Consider the following 16,254-nt stretch of genomic DNA (forward strand, 5'->3'; position numbering starts at 1 on the left):
CGCTCAGACGTCCTCGAAGACGCCCGGAATACTGGCCGGCGCACGCGTCAGCCAGGACGGTGTCGGCAGCCCCTTCTCCCGCAGGAACTCGGGGTTGAAAAGCTTCGACTGGTAGCGCGTGCCGTAGTCGCACAGGATGGTGACGATCCGGTGCCCCGGCCCCATCTCGCGGGCCATGCGGATCGCGCCCGCGACGTTGATCCCGGACGAACCGCCAAGGCACAGCCCTTCCTCCGCCAGCAGGTCGAAGACCACCGGCAGCGCCTCGTCGTCGGGGATGTTGTAGGCCATGTCCGGGGTGAAGCCTTCAAGGTTGGCGGTGATCCGCCCCTGCCCGATTCCCTCGGTGATCGAGCTGCCCTCGGCGGCATGCTCGCCGGTGGTGTAATAGTTGAACAGCGTCGCCCCGTCGGGATCGGCAAGGCCGATCTTGACGCCCTTGGGTTGCAGCGCCCCGGCGACGCCCGCCAGCGTGCCGCCCGAGCCCACCGCGCAGATGAACCCGTCGACCTTGCCGCCGGTCTGCTCCCAGATCTCGGGGCCGGTGGTTTCCACATGGGCCAGCCGGTTGGCGACATTGTCGAACTGGTTGGCCCAGATCGCGCCGTGCGGCGCCGTCTTCGCCATCTCTTCGGCCAGGCGGCCCGAGTAGCGCACGTAGTTGTTGGGGTTGCGATAGGGCGCGGCGGGCACCTGCACCAGCTCGGCCCCGGCCAGGCGGATCATGTCCTTCTTTTCCTGGCTCTGGGTCTCGGGGATGACGATGACCGTCTTGAATCCCATCGAGGCGCCCACAAGCGCCAGACCGATGCCGGTATTGCCCGCGGTGCCCTCGACGATGGTGCCGCCGGGCTCCAGCAGGCCCTTCTCGACCGCGTCGCGGATGATGTACAGCGCCGCGCGGTCCTTGACCGACTGGCCCGGGTTCATGAACTCGGCCTTGCCGTAAATCTCGCAGCCGGTCATTTCCGAGGCCTTGCGCAGCCGGATCAGCGGCGTCTGTCCTATGGCATCGGCGAGATCATGGGCGATACGCATGGCGCGGGTCCTTTTCTGGGCAGGGTTTTGCATGGTGTAGGGCGCCCGCCCGGGCGACGCAAGTCGGCGCCGCCCCGCCCGACCGGCCCGCGCCACCCCCGAACTGCCACCCGGGCAGCCACCCAAAGCCCCCCGGACCGCCCGGCACAACACCCCTGCTTCTCTGGTCCTCCAATACCTCGGGGGGGGGCGCGCAGCGCGCGGGGGCAGAGCCCCCCAGCCTACCGGTCAAGCCACGCGCCGATCCCGGGACGCGCAAGGCCCACCGGGATCGCCGGGAAGCCCGTCCTTTCCACCAGCCCCGGTCAGGAGCCGCGCCGCAGCTCCTCGCGCTCGACCGCCAGCCAGGTCAGCAGCATCACCAGCGGCAGGGCGTTGATCTCGCCCGAACGGACCAGCGCCATCGCGCGGTCGAAGGTCAGGACATGGGTGCGGATATCCTCGTTCTCTTCCGCAAGCCCCCCGGTCCCGGTGCGCTCGGCGCCAAGCTCGGCCAGCGCGAGGAAACCGTGGTAGTATTCGGTCGAATACCCCGGCGAGGCATAGCCCTTCGGGGCCGGGATCAGGCGCCGCACATCGATCTGCGCCTCTTCGCGGGTTTCCCGCAGGGCCGCCTCTTCGGGCGTCTCCCCGGCATCGATCACCCCGGCCACCGGCTCCAGCACCCGGTGGCGAGGGATCGCCGCGATGGATCGGACCGTAGCGCAGCTGCTCGACGATGAGCACGCTGTCGGTCACCGGATCGTAGGGCAGCACCAGCGCGACGTCCCAGTGCGATGAAGCACTCGCGCTCCAGCGGCCCGGTACGTCCGCCGTCGAAGCGGTCGTAGCTCAGCCGGAACGGCTGAAGCCGGAAGAAGCCCTCGTAGGCGCCGGGCATGGGCTGCCAGTCGACCTCTGCCAGGCTGCGCGGGCTGCGCAGGGTCTGCGGGATCGGGTCGGGGCCAAAGCGCTGCTGGCCCCATGCGCGGGCGGCAAAGAAGGGGCGCATGTGACCGGCGGCCTCTGCCGAGTAACGCCCGCGCCGGGCCATGACCTCGCGCGCCGCCTGTACCGCGACTCGCGCCGACCCCTGTCACCCATCCCGCCAGCGACCAGGGCGCCGCATCGGGCGCCCCTGCGGCGTCGGGGAAATAGACCTGCGCCGCCGCCGTCCCCCGTGGGCCGCCGACCGCCACCTGCCGGGTCTCGTAGCCATGGCCGCCTTCGTAATAGTCCAGCCGCGCGATATCCTCCGCCGCAAGCCCCGAGACCAGCAGCCCCGGCGCCTCGGCCCCCGGAACCGCCGTGATCGTCGGGTAGGTTTCGCCCGGCACGGCCTTCACCGCATGGCCCTTCAGCACCGCCTCGCGGGTCTCGGGGCGTCGGCCCAGCACCACCTCCAGCAGCGGCAGGTGCCGCAGCGTGCCGTAAAAGAAAAACGTGGTCACGCGCTTACCTCCAGCGTCCTGCCGCGATCTCGGCAAGGATGCCGCTGGCAATGCCGCCCAGCAGCAGGGCCAGGATGACCCGGGCGTCCAGCATGATCTCGCCGTATTCGAGCATGAGTTCGAAGATCGCGGCAATGGCTTCCACGATGCTGTCGTAGTGCCGCGCGAAGCTGCGCCGCACCATTTCGTAGGTGGCCTGCACGAAGAGCCCCCAGAACACCAGCGCGGCGGTCCCGGTGAAGCCGTTTCCGATGGCCGCCGACATGCCGCGCCCGGCCCGGCGGCCCACCACCCGCCAGCCCATGACCAGCCCGATCAGCCCGTTCACATGGTTGAACAGGCCGAAATCGGTACTGGCGGGCAGAAGCGGGCGGATCAGGTCGGACGCAACGTATCCCAGCGCCGCAAGGCACAGGGCGGCGACAAGTTTCGCGGCAGTGGGCATGAATTAGCTGGGTCTCGCAATCGTGATCTGTGTCACGTCGCAGTTTCCGCTGCGAAAGGTCGCGGCGCAAGAGGCAAGGTAGAAGTTCCACATCCTGCGGAAGCGGTCGTCGAATCCCTGCAACGCCACGTGATCCCAGCGCGCGTTGAAGGCATCGAACCACAGGTCCAGCGTGCGGGCATAGCTTTGCCCGAATTCGCGGCTGCCCTCGACCCGAAGCCCCGCCCGTTCCACCGCCTGGCGCAACACCACCGGGCTGGGCAGCATGCCGCCGGGAAAGATGTACTTCTGGATGAAATCGACGCCGCGCCGGTAGACCTCCCAGCGCCGGTGCTGGACGGTGATGACCTGAAGACCGGCGCGCCCCCCGGGCTTCAGCCTCCCCGCACCGTGTCGAAATAGGCGGGCCAGTATTGTTCGCCCACAGCCTCGAACATCTCGATCGAGGCGATGCCGTCGTATTGGCCGCGCTCGTCCCGGTAGTCCTGCAGCTTCAGGTCGACCCGATCCGACAGGCCCGCGCGCGCCATGCGCTCGGTGGCAAAGCGGTGCTGTTCGGCGCTGATGGTCAGGCCGGTGACGCGCAGGCCCCGTTCCTGCGCGGCGTATTCGGCGAAGCCCCCCAGCCGCAGCCGATTTCCAGTACATGATCGCCGGGCCGCACATTCAGGCTGTCGACAAGCGCCGCGTATTTCGCCCGCTGCGCCTCGGCCAGATCCTCTTGGCCCTGTTCGAACAGGGCCGAGGAATAGGTCATCGTCTCGTCCAGCCAGAGCCCGTAGAAATCATTGCCCAGATCGTAATGGGCCGAGATGTTGCGCCGCGCCTGCCGCTTGGTGTTGCGCTGCAGCCAGAAGCGCAGCCGCTCGAAGGCGCGCACCACGGCGCCGCCGGGGTAGCCGTCGAACATCTCTTCGTTGGCGTGGACGAGGTCCAGAAAGGCCATCAGGTCGGGCGTCGACCACCAGCCATCCAGGTAGGCCTCGCAGAACCCAAGGTCGCCTTCGCGGATCAGCCGGGCAAAGACGTCGCCGTGATGCAGGGCAATCTCTGCCTCCGGGCCGGGCGCCCGACCCTCCGCCACATGGCGGCTGCCATCGGGCAAAACGAAGACCAGCCTGCCGCGTTCCATCCGGCGCGCCATGTCCAGAACACGCGCGAAATAGCGGGGGGCGGTACGTCGTCGGGGATATCCAGAGCGGTCATGGCGGCCTGTCACTGTTTCGTTTCCCTGAAAATTAAGCTGACGCAAGGCACTGGCAAGCTTTTCTTCTTGGAATCTGCCCGAGGTGGTGTTTCCTGTAGGGGCTGCAATCCGCAATTTTCAGCAGTCAGGGGGATTTTCGTGAAACGCTCTTTGATGACCGCTCTGGTGCTTGTCACGGCCCTGTCGGGCTGCGGGCAGATGCGCTCTTTCGTCGGCGACTGGGGCGGCGGCAATGCACCGCCCAGCCAGCTGCCCGCGCCCGACGTAGCCGGGCCGCCGTATCGCTGGCGGAACCCGCGCCGGGCGATCCGGTCATTCCGCCCAAGCCGGTGGGATGGCGCGACCTCGCTGCGCCGGGACATTCCCTACGTCAACATGACCGCGCGCAATCTGCCGATCTACAAGGAGGCGGACCGCAGCGCCAAGGCGGGCTCGCTGTCACCCGGCATGGGCGGCTATGTCGAGACCTGTTCCGATGCCGCGCCGGTCTGCAAGATCCGCTACGGCGCCAATGGCGCATCGGGCTGGGTGCGCATGGACCAGATGGGCGGCGTCACGAACTGATCCGCGCCGTAGCTGCCGCGCAATGACAGCGGGGCGACCATGGCGGGCCGAAGCCCGGCCTGTTGCCCGGTCGTGCAGCCGGGGACGCGGCCACGGCCCGGCGCGCGTCAGAAATCGCGCCCCTGATAGGCCGCCAGCGCCTTTTCCCGCCCTTCCTTCACGCCGACGATGGGCTCCGGGTAGTCGTCCCGCGCCGAGATCGGCCAGCTTTCGGGGATCGCATCGAAGTAGGACAGCGCCGTTTCCGTGGCTGTCCGGCGCCCCTCGGCGATCCAGCGGTCGCGGTAGCGGCCCTCAGAGTCGAATTTTTCGGCCTGCGTTTCCGGATTGAAGACGCGGAAGTAGGGCGCCGCGTCCGGGCCGGAGCCCGCCGACCATTGCCACCCCAGCGCGTTCGAGGCCGGATCCCAGTCGATCAGGCAGTCCTCGAACCACTCAAGACCGATCTTCCAGTGACACATCAGGTGCTTGGTCAGGTAGCTTGCCACGATCATCCGGGCACGGTTGTGCATCCGGCCCGTTACGTACATCTCGCGCATGGCGGCATCCACGAAGGGCACCCCGGTGCGCCCCTGCTTCCACGCCCGGACCTCGCGCAGCCGCGCGTCCTCGTTCCACGGAAAGGCGTCCCAGTCCTCGCGCCAGTTGCCGGTCAGCAGGCGCGGCGAATGCCACATCAGGTGATAGGCGAACTCGCGCCAGACCAGCTCTTTCAGGAAGGTCTCGGCCCCCGCCTTGCCCTCTTCCATGGCGCGGCGCCCGGCGTGCCAGCACTGCGCGGGCGTGATCTCTCCAAGGCTGAGGTTCTCTGACAGGCAAGAGGTGCCGTCCTCGGCCACCGCGTCGCGCGCCCGCCCGTAGTCCGCCACCTTCGAGGCCATGAACGCCCCCAGACGGCTCTGCGCGGCACGCTCGCCAAGCCGTACGTAGGGCCGCACGACCCGGGCACCGCGCCGCATCCCGGCACCAAGGCGCCAGTCGTCCAGCTTTTCGCTGTCGGGCCATGACGCCGGGGCCTTCAGGGTGGCGGGCACGGGCAGAGGGTCGTTGACCGCAAGGCCCCGCACCGCCTTCCAGAACGGCGTATAGACCTTGTAGTAGCCGCCGGTCCTGGTCTCGACGGTCCATGGCTGAAACATCAGGTGGCCGGTGTGGCTTTGCGCGGTGATCCCCTGCGCTTCCAGGGCGGCCTTCACCGCCTTGTCGCGAGCCACGCTGTCGGGATCGTAGGCGCGGGTCCAGTGAACCGCCTCGGCGCCGGTTTCCCGCACCAGCGCCTGCAGGCAATCGACCGGATCGCCGGACCGCAGGACCAGCCGCAGCCCCTTGCCGTCCAGCGCCTCCGCGAAATGTCCAAGACCCAGCCCCAGCCGCCATTGCGGCGCCGTGCCCAGCCCCTCGGCCAGGCTGTCACGGATGAAGACCGGGATCACCGGGCGCCCGCCCTCTGCGGCGGCGCGCAGGGCGGCATTGTCGGACAGCCGCAGGTCGCGGCGCACCCAGTACAGGGCAGGAGCGGGTTTGGACATGCAGGCGTCTCCGGTCGGTCATGCCCCGGGCAAGCTAGGGCCTGTCGCGGAAAGGCAAGACGCCCCCATCTGTTCCCGCGCCCGCCGCCCGGGCCGCCTGCCCCGGTCAGCCGCCGGTAAAGACCTCGACTGTCGGCAAATCGGTGAGCGGAGCCTCCAGCAGGCGCATGGCGGCCGGGGAAATGCGGCTGCCCGCGCTGGCCGGCCCGTCGATGGGGATCAGGTCGACCTGCGCCGACTTGCCGCTGGCGGGGTTGAGCACCCGGCCCCTTGTCCGCTCGGTCACCAGCGGGGTCTTCAGCCAGAACCCGGCCTCTGCCACCTCGCCAAGGCTTGCCACGGTGGTCCCGAGGCTGCGCTCGCCCGCCGGTTCCACCGGGGCGGCAGCGGCGGCGACACGCTCTTCCGGGGTGGTCGTGTCGAACTGTTCGACCGTGCGCGCCCCCGCGGGCGGCTTTACCGCCGCCGTCGCGGGCGCAGCCTGCCCGGCCTCCGCCGCAGGGGCCGCCTGCGCAGATGCCGCCTCGGGCGCTTTCCCGAACGGTCCCTGCCCCGTGAAAAGCCCTTTTTCGCCGCAGCCCGCCACCGCGAGGACCGCCACCATTGCAACCGCTGCTCTCATATCTCGTACCCCTGAGTTTGCACCTCACCCTAAGGTCGGGCCTGACATATGACAATTCCGCGCGCACTCTTGCTCGAAATTCCGCCCACAGCTACATCTTGGACATGACCGCACCGCTGATCGACCCCTTCGCCCGCCCGATTTCCTACCTTCGGGTCTCCGTCACGGACCGCTGCGACTTCCGCTGCGTCTACTGCATGTCGGAAAACATGACCTTTCTGCCCAAGAAGGAACTGCTGACGCTCGAAGAGCTGGACCGCATGTGTTCGACCTTCGTGCGGCTGGGGGTGGAAAAGCTGCGCATCACCGGCGGCGAGCCGCTGGTCCGCCGGGACATCATGCGGTTCTTCCAGTCGATGACCCGGCATCTGGACGCCGGCACGCTGAAGGAACTGACGCTGACCACCAACGGCTCGCAGCTGGAACGCTTTGCCGGGCCGCTCTGGGATGCCGGTGTGCGGCGCGTCAATATCTCGCTCGACACGCTGGACGAGGCGAAATTCGCCGAGATCACGCGCTGGGGCCGCCTGCCGCAGGTGCTGAAGGGCATCGACGCGGCGCAGCACGCAGGGATGCGGGTCAAGCTGAACGCCGTGGCACTGAAGGGCTTCAACGAGGACGAGTTGCTGTCGATGACCGAATGGTGCGCGGATCGCGGCATCGACCTGACCTGGATCGAGGTCATGCCGATGGGCGACATCGGCAACGAGGACCGGCTGGACCAGTACTGGAAGCTGACCGACCTGCGCGCGCGGCTCGCCAAGCACTACACGCTGACCGACCTGCCCGAAAGCACCGGCGGCCCGGCCCGCTACGTTCGGCTGGAAGAGACAGGGCAGAAGGTGGGTTTCATCACTCCGCTCACGCATAATTTCTGCGAAAGCTGCAACCGCGTGCGCCTGACCTGCACGGGCGAGCTGTTCATGTGCCTCGGGCAAGAGGACAACGCCGACCTGCGCGCGGCGCTGCGCAACCACCCGGGCGACGACACCCCGCTGGAAGCCGCCATCCGCGACGCGATTTCCCACAAGCCCAAAGGGCACGACTTCGACTACTCGCGCCAGAGCGTGGACGGCCGCGTGTCGCGCCACATGAGCCACACCGGAGGTTGAGACGGGGCTGGGGGCGCTGCCCCCGGCCTGCGGCCTCCCCCGGGATATTTCCGGACAGAAGAAAACGCGATCGTCCACCATTTCTTAACCAAGAACGGGCAACCTGCGGATGCGGTACAGGCGGGGACGCCGATGGCCGTGACAGGAGAAGCCCAGGCTGATCCCGAAGCCCGCCTCGGCCTGGCCGTGCGGGCTTCGTCCGCTCATCTCCCTGCGCTCCACGCCCGAATGTCTGCGCAGCCCCTGTCTTCTTCTGTCCTGAAATATCCCCGCCGGAGGCTCCGCCGGCATCCGCACGCGGGGCGGTCGATCAGGGACGGCTGATCTGCCCACCGCCGACCCGGGCGGCGACGCCGGTCGTGCCCGGGCAGGAGGTCGGCAGGCCATGCGCCACGCGCACAGCGAGATAGGCGAAGGCCTGCGCTTCCAGCATGTCTCCGTCGAGGCCCACGGCCTCCACCGGCAGGACCGGGCAGTCGAGGCCCACCGCCAGCATCTCCATCATCACCAGGTTGTGGCGCCCGCCGCCGGTCACCAGCAGGCGGTCGGGGGCAACGGGGCAATGCTCCATCCCCTGCATCACCGCCGCCGCCGCCATGGCGGTCATGGTCGCCGCCGCATCGGCGTCCGAAAGCTCTCGCACAAGGTCCAGCATGAGGGAAAAGTCGTCCCGGTCCAGCGACTTGGGCGGCATCCGGCGGAAGTACTGCTCGTCCAGGAACAGCTCCAGCGCGCCGTCTTCCACACGGCCCTGCCGGGCCAGCGCGCCGTCGCGGTCGCAGTCCAGCCCCAGCCGCAGGGCTACGAGGTCGTTGATCGGCGCATTCGCCGGCCCGGTGTCGAAGGCCAGCAGCGCGCCTTCGGCCTCTGGCGTCGCGTGGCGCGGGTCCACCCATGTCAGGTTGCCCACGCCGCCGAGGTTGAGGAAGGCCAGCGGCGCCTCGGCCCCGATCCACTTGGCGCAGGCGAAGTGGAAGAAAGGCGCCAGCGGCGCGCCCTCGCCCCCCAGCGCCACGTCGGCAGAGCGGAAATCCCAGACCACCGGGCGCCCCAGAGCCTCGGCCAGCACCGCGCCGTCGCCCAGTTGGTGGGTGCCGCGGCCCTGGGGCTCATGCGCCAGCGTCTGGCCGTGAAAGCCCAGCATCTCGGCCTCGGGAAAGCCGGCCATCAGGTCGGCATGAGCCTCGTGCACGACCCGCGCCGCCGCCTCCAGCCCCGCGCCCGGCCAGCGGCCCAGCACAGCGCGCAGGGTGGCCCGTTCCGCATCGCTGTAGGGCCGGTATCCGCTTGCGCCGAATTCGAGGATGCGCAGCCCGTCGGTCACGATCTCGGCGGCGTCGACGCCGTCCAGAGAGGTCCCCGACATCGCTCCCAACGCCCGGACCGGGCCTGCCGCGATCTTGCCCTTCACCTTTGCCCCGCTTCTTCTTATAGCTCGGCGCGCAGTATAAGAGAGGCCGGCTATGACCTACCATCCCAAATCGGACTTCATGCGCATCATGATGGAGCGCGGCTACCTCGCCGATTGCACCGATTATCAGGCGCTGGACGAGGCCCTGTCGACGGGGGTGGTGACCGCCTACATCGGCTATGACGCCACCGCGCAGTCGCTGCATGTCGGCCACCTGCTGAACATCATGATGCTGCGCTGGCTGCAGAAGACCGGGCACCGGCCGATCACCCTGATGGGCGGCGGCACGACCAAGGTCGGCGACCCGTCGTTCCGCTCGGACGAGCGCCCGCTGCTCGGCCCCGAGCAGATCGACGCGAATATCGCCGGGATGAAGCAGGTCTTTGCCAAATACCTCACCTACGGCGACGCGCCCTCGGCGGCCCTGATGCTGAACAATGCCGAGTGGCTGGACGGGTTGAACTACCTCGACTTCCTGCGCGACATCGGGCGGCATTTCTCGGTCAACCGGATGCTGTCCTTCGAATCCGTGAAGTCGCGGCTGGACCGCGAGCAGTCTCTGTCCTTCCTCGAATTCAACTACATGATCCTGCAAGCCTATGATTTCCTTGAGCTGAACCGCCGGTATGACTGTGTTCTGCAGATGGGCGGCAGCGACCAGTGGGGCAATATCGTCAACGGCATCGACCTGACGCGCCGGGTGCTGGATCACGAGATCTACGGGCTGACCTCGCCGCTTCTGACCACCTCGGACGGGCGCAAGATGGGCAAGTCGCAGGGCGGCGCCATGTGGCTGAACGCCGACATGCTCAGCCCCTACGAGTTCTGGCAGTTCTGGCGCAACACCACCGACGCGGACGTGGGCCGCTTCCTGAAGCTGTATACCGAGCTTCCGATCGAGGAATGCGACCGTCTGGGCGCGCTGGAAGGCTCGGAGATCAACGGCGCCAAGATCATCCTGGCCAACGAGGTCACGACCCTGTGCCACGGCGCAGAGGCGGCGGCAGCGGCAGAGGCGACCGCCCGCGAGGTCTTCGAGAAGGGCGGCGTGGGCGACGACCTTCCGACGCTGGAACTGACGGCGGCGGATCTGGCAGAAGGCATCTCCATCGTGCAGGTGCTGGTGCGCTCGGGCCTTGCGAAATCCGGCAAGGAGGCCAAGCGCCTGATCGCCGAGAACGGGGCACGCATGGACGACGCCCCCCTGACCGACGCCGGGCTGGTGCTGGATGCGGGCGCCCGGCGGCGCCGATCAAGCTGAGCGCGGGCAAGAAGCGCCACGCGCTGGTGAAGCTAGCCGGGTAAGGCCTTGGGCCGCGCGACAGGTCGCGCGGTCCATTCCATGCCGGGCGGCGGCCTTACAGCAGCGCCTGTATCGCCACCAGAACGGCAAAGGGCACAGACAGCGCCGGGGCCAGCAGCAGCGCGGCAGCGCCGGTCGGGCGCGGCGGGTCCAGTGCCCGGGCCACGGCAGGGGGTCTTGCGGGGGTTCGGATCAGGGTTTTCATGCCGCCATTAAACGAATCGAAACTTTCTATTCCGTTAATGGCTGCCGATGAACGACTCGCTGCCCATTCCCCTGCCGCAAGCCACCGCCTTCGGCGCCGCCAATCCGGACAAGACCACGGTCTTCGAAGCCCGGCACAGGGACCTGCGGTGCCGGGCCAGTCCCCGGCTCAACGCCGCTGACCGGCCCGCACCGCCCCTGCAAGCGGGATCGCGACGACAGGGCCAGACGCCCCGGAACGCCCCGCCTATTCGCCCAGCATCCACGTCCCGTCCGGCCAGAAGGCGTGGAAGGCAAAGGCAAAAAGCACGTCATGCGGCACGTCGCGCCCCTTTCCGTCGCGCACCCGGACAGAGCCGACGTCCCGCCCCGCCGCGATCGTTCCCGCATCCAGGGCAGAGGCCTGACCGGGCACCCACGACAGCGCTAGCCCGGCCTCGCGCAGCACCCCCGCCTTTGCCAGCCGGGTCATCGGCCAGGCGCGGTCGCCGACCCGCACGACACGCACCAGCGGCGGCACGCCATTGGGCGGCATCTCTCCGGAATACAGAAAGGGCCGCTTCGACGAATCGTAACCGGCGTAGGGGTTGCGGCCATAGGGGCGGTTCCACGGCGGTTCGGCCATCACCAGCCCCTGCGGGTGCCGGGCCGCGAAGGCCTCCCAGCTTTCCATCCAGCTTGGCAGCAACTCCAGCCCCTCGCCCGTCATCTGCCCGACGATCCCGGTGCCCACCGCCTGCTGCCACCAGCTTTGCGTCTCGCGGTCGTACATGATCATGTCCGAGTTGCGCAGCTTGCCCGAGACACCGAAGCTCAGCACCCGCCCGCCGACCCGCCTGTCGAAGGTCAGGGCAGAGTTGCACAGCGGGCAGAAGGTCACGGCCACAGGAATCGGGCCGATCTGGTCGTTCACGATCTCGTGCCAGATCAGGTATCGGATCGGATAGGCACGCGGGCGCTGGCCCGCGATCTCGACCGCGATCACCGGCTCGCCCGGGGCAATGCGGCTTTCCGCCGGCACCTCGATGAATTGCGGATCGGACAGCGCGGGTATGCCGTCCCTTGGCGGCCCGCCCGAGATGATCTCGGCCCAGTTCTCCACCGTGGTCCGCTCGAAATCCGTCTCGGACCATTCGTCGCGCCAGAGGGACGGTTCGGCCCAGACCGCCCCGGCCAGCCACAGGCCTACAAACATCGTCACAAAGCGCATGCGAAGCTCCCCCTTGCCCGGACAGTCTGCCGCGCCGCGCCCGTTGCGGCCACAAAAAAGACCGACGCCCGGGTGTCGGGGTCGGCCTGAATGGGGCCCCACCTCCCGGGTCCGGGAGGAGGACAGGAGGAGGGCCGATCACCCTGCCCCGGCGCCAGCTGGGACCGCCGGATCGGCCCCGCCCGTCAGTCGGTGACGGTCACGCTGACCATGCGGTCGGGCTCGCCCATGACTTCGCCGTTGCGGCCCTCGCCCAGCTTGATCTGGTCCACCACATCCATGCCCTCGGTGACCCGTCCCACGACCGTGTACTGGCCGTTCAGGAAGGGACCGGGTTCGAACATGATGAAGAACTGCGAGTTGCCCGAGTTCGGGTTCTGCGACCGCGCCATGCCCACGACGCCCCGGTCGAAGGAGATGTCCGAGAACTCTGCCGGAAGGTCGGGCCGCTCGGAACCGCCCATGCCGGCGCGGCGCATGTCGAAGCCCTCGGCGCCCGACGCGCCATACTGCACGTCGCCGGTCTGGGCCATGAAGCCCTCGATCACGCGGTGGAAGACCACACCGTCATAGGCCCCGTCCGAGGCCAGCGCGGTCAGCTGTTCGACGTGCTTGGGCGCCACGTCCTCGAGCAGGTCGATGCTCACGGTGCCCTTCTCGCCGCCTTCACCGGCGACGGTGATCTCCAGCCCCGCCGCCCCGGCCTGCCCGGCCAGCAGCGCAAGCGCGCCTGCGGTCAGAAGGTTACGCATCGGCGGCCACCTTGACGCTGATCATCTTGTCGGGGCTCGCGGGCGGCTCTCCCCGGGTGATCGCATCCACATGCTCCATGCCCGACACGACGCGGCCATAGACCGTGTACTGCCCGTTCAGGAAGTGGTTGTCCTTGAAGTTGATGAAGAACTGCGAATTCGCCGAATTCGGGTTCTGCGAGCGCGCGGCGCCCAGCGTGCCGCGATCGTGCGGCAGCTTGGAGAATTCCGCCGGCAGGTCCGGCAGCTCCGACCCGCCGGTCCCGGCGCGGCGGATGTTGAATTCCTTGTCCGCATTGCCGTGCTCGACGTCGCCGGTCTGCGCCATGAAGCCGTCGATCACGCGGTGAAAGACCACCCCGTCATAGGCTCCGGCGCGGGCCAGCTCCTTCATGCGCTCGGCATGTTTGGGCGCCACGTCGGGCAGCAGTTCGATCGTGACGGTGCCGTCTTTCAGCTCCATCACGATGGTGTTCTCGGGGTCCTTGATCTCGGCCATCTGTCTCTCCCATTGGATGTCGCGCCCACAGGTAATCCCTGCGGGCCGCCTTGCCAAGACGGCGTTGACGCGCGCCGCGCTTCAAGGCAGACCTCGGGAACGGACCGCAGACGGGAGAACGCAATGGCCTGGAAGACCCTCGACGACATGGACCTCGACGGCAAACGCGTGCTGACCCGGGTCGACATCAACGTACCCGTCGAGAACGGGACCGTCACCGACACCACCCGGATCGAGCGCATCGCCGCCACCATCCAGACCATTCTGGACAAGTCCGGCAAGCCCGTCCTGCTAGCGCATTTCGAGCCGCCCCAAGGGCGAGCGCCGCGCCGACATGAGCCTGCAACCGCTGATCCCCGCGCTCGAGGCCGTGCTGGGCGTCGAGGTGGTCTTTGCCGCCGATTGCATCGGTCCCGCCGCGCAGGCGGTCATCGACGGGCTGGGCGAGAACCAGGTTGCGCTGCTGGAAAACACCCGTTTTCATGCGGGCGAGGAAAAGAACGACCCGGCGCTGGCGCAGGCCATGGCAGAGCTGGGCGACGTCTACTGCAACGACGCCTTCTCGGCGGCGCACCGCGCCCATGCCTCGACCACCGGGCTGGCGCATCTGCTGCCCGCCTGTGCCGGGCGGCTGATGCAGGCAGAGCTGGAGGCGCTGGAAAGCGCGCTCGGCACCCCCGAGCGTCCGGTGGTGGCCGTCGTGGGCGGGGCCAAGGTCTCGACCAAGCTCGACCTCCTGGGCAACCTCGTCGAGAAGGTCGATATCCTGGTGATCGGCGGCGGCATGGCGAACACCTTCCTCGCCGCACAGGGCGTGGACGTGGGCAAATCACTCTGCGAGCACGACATGGCCGAGACCGCCCGCGCGATTGCCGCCAAGGCCGCCGAAACCGGCTGCGAGGTGCTGCTGCCCCGCGATGTCGTGGTGGCGCGCGAATTCAAGGCGGGCGCCGAAAGCGAGGTGGTCAGGGCCGAGGACTGCCCGGCGGACGCGATGATCCTCGACGCCGGTCCCGACAGCGTGGCGCATGTGGCGCAGGCCTTCGACCGCGCCAAGACGCTGATCTGGAACGGCCCGCTGGGCGCCTTCGAGATCGAGCCCTTCGACACCGCCACCAATGCCGCCGCGAAACACGCGGCAGAGCTGACCGAACAGGGCAAGCTGGTCTCTGTCGCCGGCGGTGGCGATACGGTGGCCGCGCTGAACAAGGCCGGGGTGGCCTCGGATTTCTCCTACATCTCCACCGCCGGGGGCGCCTTCCTCGAGTGGATGGAGGGCAAGGAGCTGCCGGGCGTCGCGGCCCTCGACACCGGCGAGGCGCCCGAGCCCGACGACGAACTGTGAAGCAGCGGCGGGGCGGGCAAATTCCGCCCCGGAATTTGCGCCGGAAATCGTCGCGATTTCCGGCCCCTAGCCGCCGACGTCGAGGGTCTTCAGCAACTGGATCGCCGCCGGGGCGGTGAAGGCGGTGCTGTGGCCCGTCCGGTCGCCGCCGCGATAGCCCGACAGGTCGATGACCTGCACCGGCAGACCCCTCAGCCGCGCCGGGTTGCTGATCGACCCCAGCCGCGACGGCGTGCCGGTGATCCACGACGACAGGTTCAGCGCCCGGTCCTGCCGCGACACCATCAGCGCGAAGGGCTGCGGAAAGGGCCGGATCCGGTGCGCCTGCTGCACAAAGACATCCTCGTCGATGTCGGGACTGATCAGCGCCACGCCCGAAATCCGCTCCAGCGGCGCCCTGTGCCCCGAGATCGAGATCTGCCGCAGCGTTTCCATCACCAGCTGGCTGCCCATGGAATGGGCCACCAGCAGCACCCGGCGATTGTCCTCGGTCAGCATGCGCAGCAGCGATTCGAGCCCGTCGCGCGAGAAGATCACGCTGTCGCGGTCGTAGACGTAGCCGCGCGGGCTGCCTGCGGAGGGCCATGAATAGGTCACCACCGGCACCCCCGCCTCGAAATCATGGGCGATCTGCGCCAGCCGGTAGACCGCCTCGGCATTGTTGACGTTGAAGCCATGCACGAAGACCACGACCTCGGTCGCGCCCGGTGGCTCCGCCGCCTTCAAGGCCGCAAGAAAGCTTGGCGCGTCATCGTAGAGGGTCTGCTCGACGGTCACGAAATGCTGCGCCGGGTCCGGGGGCGCTGCCGGGCCATTCGATACGGCCCTCGGCATGGGTGGGCGGGATCGACACCCCGACCCGCGCATAGTGCATCCTGAAATTGCGGCTGTCGCCGAAATCCTGCCCGAAGAGCATCTCCAGCGCATTCGGCGTGTTCGACGCCGCGTGCCGGTTCGAGGCGACGAAAACCGGCTGCACCACACCGGCGGTCCCGGTGCCCGGCGGCACGACCGACATGACGCCACGCGCGGCACAGCCCGGCAGGACCATCAGGCAGCAGAGGAGAATGGCAAGCCGAGTCATGCGCGCATGCTACAGCGCTGCCCCCCGTTGACCAGAGGCATTCTCCCCCGCCGCGCTCTTCGCACTGGCAGGAATGCAACGCTGACCGAGCTGGATTCGAGCCGGGCGGATCGCGGCCCCTTTTCCCCGCCCTGCGGCCATGCGACCATCGCCGCCACGCGCCCACGCAAGAGGCGCAACCGAGGCCCGAGACATGACCACCCGCAAAGCCCGCCCGACCCTTGGCGTCCTTGTCTTCTTCACGCTGACGCTGACGCTGACCGCCTATTTCACCTTCGCCGCCGTGCAGGGCGACTTTGGCCTGTTCCGCCGGGCCGAGATCGTGTCCGAGGGCCAGAGGCTGACGGCGGAACTGGCCGCCGTGAACCAGGAGGTCGCGCGGCTGGAGAACCTGACCCACCGGCTGTCGGACGAGTTCCTCGACCTCGACCTGCTGGACCAGCAGGCCCGCGATGTGCTGGGCCTCGTGCGGACCGACGAGATCGTGGTGAACTGACGC

16 protein-coding genes and 3 pseudogenes are annotated in these 16,254 nt (G+C 68.4%); 6 read left to right on the forward strand and 13 right to left on the reverse strand.

The features are described 5' to 3' along the window. Nucleotides 1-3: 3 nt before the first annotated feature. The 5 genes and pseudogenes from ABFB10_RS01495 to ABFB10_RS01515 form a co-directional block, all read right to left on the reverse strand. On the reverse strand, nucleotides 4-1,038 hold the full coding sequence (locus ABFB10_RS01495; RefSeq protein ID WP_206565392.1) for a cysteine synthase A: 1,035 nt from the start codon (nucleotides 1,036-1,038) through the stop codon (nucleotides 4-6). A 305-nt stretch (nucleotides 1,039-1,343) separates the two neighbouring features. Continuing rightward, nucleotides 1,344-1,703 (reverse strand): NUDIX domain-containing protein, encoded by a 360-nt coding sequence (locus ABFB10_RS01500; protein ID WP_347165035.1) that lies wholly within the window; start codon nucleotides 1,701-1,703, stop codon nucleotides 1,344-1,346. A 69-nt stretch (nucleotides 1,704-1,772) separates the two neighbouring features. Further along, entirely contained in the window at nucleotides 1,773-2,468 is a 696-nt protein-coding gene (locus ABFB10_RS01505; protein WP_347165036.1) for a gamma-glutamylcyclotransferase family protein, read from the reverse strand. Nucleotides 2,469-2,472: 4 nt separating this feature from the next. Further along, complete coding sequence (locus ABFB10_RS01510) at nucleotides 2,473-2,913, reverse strand: TrgA family protein (protein WP_347165037.1); 441 nt, start codon at nucleotides 2,911-2,913, stop codon at nucleotides 2,473-2,475. Nucleotides 2,914-2,916: 3 nt separating this feature from the next. Then, nucleotides 2,917-4,132: pseudogene (locus ABFB10_RS01515) on the reverse strand (class I SAM-dependent methyltransferase). Between the two features lie 126 nt (nucleotides 4,133-4,258). Here ABFB10_RS01515 and ABFB10_RS01520 point away from each other — a divergent pair. After that, nucleotides 4,259-4,684 carry a hypothetical protein gene (locus tag ABFB10_RS01520; RefSeq protein WP_347165038.1) on the forward strand — a complete coding sequence of 142 codons (426 nt, stop codon included), beginning with the start codon at nucleotides 4,259-4,261 and terminating at the stop codon, nucleotides 4,682-4,684. Nucleotides 4,685-4,791: 107 nt separating this feature from the next. Here the strand turns inward: ABFB10_RS01520 and ABFB10_RS01525 are convergent, their stop codons facing one another. Continuing rightward, on the reverse strand, nucleotides 4,792-6,213 hold the full coding sequence (locus tag ABFB10_RS01525; protein WP_347165039.1) for a cryptochrome/photolyase family protein: 1,422 nt from the start codon (nucleotides 6,211-6,213) through the stop codon (nucleotides 4,792-4,794). Between the two features lie 106 nt (nucleotides 6,214-6,319). Then, nucleotides 6,320-6,817, reverse strand: a complete 498-nt coding sequence (locus tag ABFB10_RS01530) for a hypothetical protein (RefSeq protein ID WP_347165040.1) — start codon at nucleotides 6,815-6,817, stop codon at nucleotides 6,320-6,322. A 122-nt stretch (nucleotides 6,818-6,939) separates the two neighbouring features. Here ABFB10_RS01530 and moaA point away from each other — a divergent pair, with 122 nt between their 5' ends. Further along, nucleotides 6,940-7,947, forward strand: a complete 1,008-nt coding sequence (gene moaA / locus ABFB10_RS01535) for a GTP 3',8-cyclase MoaA (protein WP_347165041.1) — start codon at nucleotides 6,940-6,942, stop codon at nucleotides 7,945-7,947. A gap of 310 nt (nucleotides 7,948-8,257) precedes the next feature. On the opposite strand, the gene ABFB10_RS01540 is transcribed toward moaA, so the two are convergent. Continuing rightward, on the reverse strand, nucleotides 8,258-9,313 hold the full coding sequence (locus ABFB10_RS01540; protein ID WP_347167905.1) for an anhydro-N-acetylmuramic acid kinase: 1,056 nt from the start codon (nucleotides 9,311-9,313) through the stop codon (nucleotides 8,258-8,260). 97 nt (nucleotides 9,314-9,410) lie between these two features. Here ABFB10_RS01540 and tyrS point away from each other — a divergent pair. Continuing rightward, nucleotides 9,411-10,663: pseudogene (tyrS, locus tag ABFB10_RS01545) on the forward strand (tyrosine--tRNA ligase). 449 nt (nucleotides 10,664-11,112) lie between these two features. Here tyrS and ABFB10_RS01550 read toward each other — a convergent pair. From ABFB10_RS01550 to ABFB10_RS01560, 3 genes are all read right to left on the reverse strand, one after another. Continuing rightward, complete coding sequence (locus tag ABFB10_RS01550) at nucleotides 11,113-12,075, reverse strand: DUF3179 domain-containing protein (protein WP_347165042.1); 963 nt, start codon at nucleotides 12,073-12,075, stop codon at nucleotides 11,113-11,115. A 185-nt stretch (nucleotides 12,076-12,260) separates the two neighbouring features. Beyond that, a complete protein-coding gene (locus ABFB10_RS01555; RefSeq protein ID WP_347165043.1) occupies nucleotides 12,261-12,827 on the reverse strand; it encodes a peptidylprolyl isomerase in 567 nt (188 codons plus the stop codon). Further along, entirely contained in the window at nucleotides 12,820-13,326 is a 507-nt protein-coding gene (locus ABFB10_RS01560; protein WP_347165044.1) for a peptidylprolyl isomerase, read from the reverse strand. Before ABFB10_RS01560 ends, ABFB10_RS01555 begins: the two co-directional genes overlap by 8 nt. Nucleotides 13,327-13,449: 123 nt before the next feature. Between ABFB10_RS01560 and pgk the strand changes: the two are divergent. Continuing rightward, a pseudogene (gene pgk, locus ABFB10_RS23920) lies at nucleotides 13,450-13,706 on the forward strand (phosphoglycerate kinase); the annotation flags it as partial. Next, nucleotides 13,679-14,671 carry a phosphoglycerate kinase gene (locus ABFB10_RS01565; protein ID WP_430523036.1) on the forward strand — a complete coding sequence of 331 codons (993 nt, stop codon included), beginning with the start codon at nucleotides 13,679-13,681 and terminating at the stop codon, nucleotides 14,669-14,671. The pseudogene pgk and the gene ABFB10_RS01565, both read left to right, overlap by 28 nt. 66 nt (nucleotides 14,672-14,737) lie before the next feature. On the opposite strand, the gene ABFB10_RS01570 is transcribed toward ABFB10_RS01565, so the two are convergent. Then, complete coding sequence (locus ABFB10_RS01570; protein WP_347165045.1) at nucleotides 14,738-15,448, reverse strand: alpha/beta hydrolase; 711 nt, start codon at nucleotides 15,446-15,448, stop codon at nucleotides 14,738-14,740. Then, nucleotides 15,420-15,755: a hypothetical protein gene (locus ABFB10_RS01575; protein WP_347165046.1), complete on the reverse strand. Its 336-nt coding sequence runs from the start codon at nucleotides 15,753-15,755 to the stop codon at nucleotides 15,420-15,422. The genes ABFB10_RS01570 and ABFB10_RS01575 overlap by 29 nt, the downstream gene beginning before the upstream one ends. A gap of 193 nt (nucleotides 15,756-15,948) precedes the next feature. Between ABFB10_RS01575 and ABFB10_RS01580 the strand changes: the two genes are divergently transcribed. Beyond that, nucleotides 15,949-16,251, forward strand: coding sequence for an FtsB family cell division protein (locus ABFB10_RS01580; RefSeq protein ID WP_347165047.1), 303 nt, complete (start codon nucleotides 15,949-15,951; stop codon nucleotides 16,249-16,251). Nucleotides 16,252-16,254 lie beyond the last annotated feature (3 nt).

The organism is Ponticoccus litoralis, assembly GCF_039769985.1.
Taxonomy (GTDB): Bacteria; Pseudomonadota; Alphaproteobacteria; order Rhodobacterales; family Rhodobacteraceae; genus Ponticoccus; species Ponticoccus litoralis.

Bases quoted from the DNA above. Each gene is read 5' to 3' on its own strand.
- ABFB10_RS01495 (WP_206565392.1), bottom strand. From the start codon at position 1,038: ATGCGTATCGCCCATGATCTCGCCGATGCCATAGGACAGACGCCGCTG.
- ABFB10_RS01510 (WP_347165037.1), bottom strand. From the start codon at position 2,913: ATGCCCACTGCCGCGAAACTTGTCGCCGCCCTGTGCCTTGCGGCGCTG.
- ABFB10_RS01525 (WP_347165039.1), bottom strand. From the start codon at position 6,213: ATGTCCAAACCCGCTCCTGCCCTGTACTGGGTGCGCCGCGACCTGCGG.
- ABFB10_RS01530 (WP_347165040.1), bottom strand. From the start codon at position 6,817: ATGGTGGCGGTCCTCGCGGTGGCGGGCTGCGGCGAAAAAGGGCTTTTC.
- moaA (WP_347165041.1), top strand. From the start codon at position 6,940: ATGACCGCACCGCTGATCGACCCCTTCGCCCGCCCGATTTCCTACCTT.
- ABFB10_RS01540 (WP_347167905.1), bottom strand. From the start codon at position 9,313: ATGTCGGGGACCTCTCTGGACGGCGTCGACGCCGCCGAGATCGTGACC.
- ABFB10_RS01550 (WP_347165042.1), bottom strand. From the start codon at position 12,075: ATGCGCTTTGTGACGATGTTTGTAGGCCTGTGGCTGGCCGGGGCGGTC.
- ABFB10_RS01555 (WP_347165043.1), bottom strand. From the start codon at position 12,827: ATGCGTAACCTTCTGACCGCAGGCGCGCTTGCGCTGCTGGCCGGGCAG.
- ABFB10_RS01560 (WP_347165044.1), bottom strand. From the start codon at position 13,326: ATGGCCGAGATCAAGGACCCCGAGAACACCATCGTGATGGAGCTGAAA.
- ABFB10_RS01575 (WP_347165046.1), bottom strand. From the start codon at position 15,755: ATGACTCGGCTTGCCATTCTCCTCTGCTGCCTGATGGTCCTGCCGGGC.
- ABFB10_RS01580 (WP_347165047.1), top strand. From the start codon at position 15,949: ATGACCACCCGCAAAGCCCGCCCGACCCTTGGCGTCCTTGTCTTCTTC.